Origin of the sequence: Terrabacter sp. GCM10028922 (genome assembly GCF_042666095.1) — a bacterium.
GTDB lineage: Bacteria > Actinomycetota > Actinomycetes > Actinomycetales > Dermatophilaceae > Terrabacter.
Window position 1 is genome coordinate 1 of record NZ_JBHTFG010000037.1, and the last position, 2,740, is coordinate 2,740.

The following is a 2,740-nucleotide window of genomic DNA, read 5'->3' on the forward strand; positions in this document are numbered from 1 at the left end:
CCGCGTCCTGCTCAGCGGCACCGGCAGAAGCGCCAACACCCTCAAGATCCGACCCCCACTGGCCTTCACCACCGCCGACGCCACCCGGTTCCTCGAGACCTTCGCCACGGTCGCCAAGAACCACCTGTAAGCGACCGAACCACCGCCAGGAAGAGAGAGACTCCGATGAAGTTCACCCCGTACTGGCTGGACACCGCCCCGCAGGGGCCGGACCGGTCGAAGACAGGGATCGCTGGTCACACGGATGTGGCGATCGTGGGAGCCGGCCTGACCGGCCTCTCCGCCGCCCTGCACCTGACCCGGAAGGGCGCGAAGGTCGAGGTCTTCGAGCGAGAGACCGTGGCGTGGGGGGCGTCGGGTCGCAACGGCGGCATGGCCACCACTGGGATGGCGGTCGGTTTTCGGGACGCGATCGACCGTTACGGGGTCGAGACGGCGTGTGCATATCAGCTCGCCTACAACGACGCGATCGACACCATCGAGAAGCTGGTCGGCGAGGAGGGCATCGACTGCCACTTCGCGCGCACGGGGAAGATGCTCCTGGCGGCCAAGCCCGCTCACCTCGAGGGGTTCCGCAAGTCCCAGGATGCATTGCAGGAGCACCTGGGTCATGAGACGCAGCTGGTGCCGAAGAGCGAGCTGCGGTCCGAGATCGGCTCGGACTTCTACCACGGCGCGCTGGTCGATCCGTTGGGTGCAGGCCTGCACGTGGGGAAGTTCACCCGTGGTCTGGGAGAGGCTGCGGCCCGGCAGGGTGCCGTGATCCACGAGAAGGCGCCGGTGGAGCAGGTGCGCCGGCTGGGCGGCACGAAGCACGAGCTGGTCACCCCGCGTGGCACGATCCGGGCCGACAAGGTGCTGGTGGCCACCAGTGGCTACACCAGCCGGCCGTTCCGGTGGCAGCAGGTGCGCATCGCGCCGGTGGGCAGCTTCATCATCGTGACCGAGCCCTTGGGCAAGGAACTGTGTGACGAGCTGATGCCGACCCGCCGGATGGCGGCGGACTCGAAGAACCTCCTCTACTACTTCCGGATCACACCGGACCACCGGCTCCTGTTCGGCGGCCGTGCCCGGTTCGCGATGTCCAGTCCGCAGTCCGATGAGAAGAGCGGACGGATCCTGCAGAAGGCGATGACGACGGTCTTCCCGCAGCTGGCGAACGCACGCGTCGACTACTGCTGGGGCGGTCTGGTCGACATGAGCATGGACCGGATGGTGCATGCCGGCGAGAGGGACGGGTTGTTCTACTCGATGGGCTACTCCGGGCACGGCGTCCAGATGGCGACGCACATGGGCAAGCAGATGGCCGAGTACCTGAACGGCGCGCCCGACGCGAACCCGTGGCGCGACCTCACCTTCCGGCGAATCCCCGGTCACTTCGGGCCGCCCTGGTTCCTGCCCTTTGCGGGCAGCTACTACAAGCTGAAGGACCTGGTCAGGTAGCAAGCCGCAGAACACGACAAGCCTCGCAGGATGTGGGGCTTGGAACAGGGGAAGAAGCATGGATCAGCGACTGGTCATCCGCGAGCTGCGCGAACCCGACATCGCGGCTGCCCAAGAGGTCATGCGCTCGGTGATCGAGGACTCGGCCGAGGCCTACGACCCCGTCATCCATGCGGACGTCGAGGACCTGCGTGGGTCCTACCTGCGACGCCAGGGCGCCTTCATGCTGGTCGTGGAGGACACGACGAGCGGAGAGGTCCTCGCCACGGGTGGCCTGCGCAACGGTGCCTTCGATCCCGACGAGGTGCCTCCGCAGCTCGCTCTTCTCGAGCGGCGGTACCGCGACGGCGGCACCGGACAGGTCACCCGAGTCCACGTTCTCCCGCAGCACCGACGCTGCGGTATAGCCCGGGCCCTCGTCGAAGCGATCATCGACCGGGCACGCGCTGAGGCCCAGTACGTGAGGCTTGCCCTGCACACGCACCCGTATTCTCCTGGGGCGCTTACGTTCTGGCTCGCCATGGGCTTCCAGGAGGTACTCGACGACATGGAGGCCAGCCACCAGATCTTCCTGGAGCTTCCCTTGTCGACGGAGCGGAACAGGCCGGTCCTGCCCGGCACTGCCTGAGAAATTTCGCCTCATCAGAAGGGCACGCGGCGCGGCCGCGTGCCCTTCTGCGTCGGTTTCGAACGCTGCGCCGTTGCCGGAGCACGGTGCCACCACAGCCGAAGTGGAAACACTCTGCGCCAGGCCGCGTTCGTGGGCCGCAACCGTCACGGCGGGGCGTGACCCCACCGGCCGTGTCTGGCCTGGATCGGAGCGCGCCACCTCTGCGCCTCCGGAGGGCGAGGGCCTGTCCGCGACCATTGCCGACCAGGAGCCGGACGTGGCCTTGCACCACCGCCGGGCGAACGGCCGGTGAGCTGGTCCTGGGGCCGGCGCGGCCGAGTGCCCGGGGACTCCCTCGAGCTGAAGGGCGACCGACTCCTGCTGGGCCGTTCACGAGCCGGGGAACTGGGCTTCCTGGAGGACATGACAACAAGGAGCCGCTGTCGATGGGAACGATCGACAGCGGCTCCAGGTGGTGCCTGCGCGAGTCAGGCGTCTACACCAGCACCTTTTCGAGGAACTTCTGGGTGCGTGGTTCTTTGGGGTGGTCGAGGAGGTCGCGGGGTGGGCCTTGTTCGACGACGAGGCCGCCGTCCATGAACATGACGGTGTCGGCGACCTCCTTGGCGAAGCCCATCTCGTGGGTGGCGACCATCATCGTCATGCCGCGTTGGGCCAGGTCCTTCA

The 2,740-nt window shown here is 67.4% G+C and carries 2 protein-coding genes and 1 pseudogene; 2 read left to right on the forward strand and 1 reads right to left on the reverse strand.

Features of this window, described 5'->3' with window-relative positions:
* The first annotated feature begins 165 nt into the window (after positions 1 to 165).
* Together ACFQU3_RS24385 and ACFQU3_RS24390 are read left to right on the forward strand one after the other, a co-directional pair.
* A complete protein-coding gene (locus ACFQU3_RS24385; RefSeq protein ID WP_385914788.1) occupies positions 166 to 1,443 on the forward strand; it encodes an NAD(P)/FAD-dependent oxidoreductase in 1,278 nt (425 codons plus the stop codon).
* Positions 1,444 to 1,501: 58 nt separating this feature from the next.
* Entirely contained in the window at positions 1,502 to 2,071 is a 570-nt protein-coding gene (locus ACFQU3_RS24390) for a GNAT family N-acetyltransferase (protein ID WP_385914791.1), read from the forward strand.
* A gap of 478 nt (positions 2,072 to 2,549) precedes the next feature.
* Here ACFQU3_RS24390 and ACFQU3_RS24395 read toward each other — a convergent pair.
* A pseudogene (locus tag ACFQU3_RS24395) lies at positions 2,550 to 2,740 on the reverse strand (ectoine/hydroxyectoine ABC transporter ATP-binding protein EhuA); the annotation flags it as partial.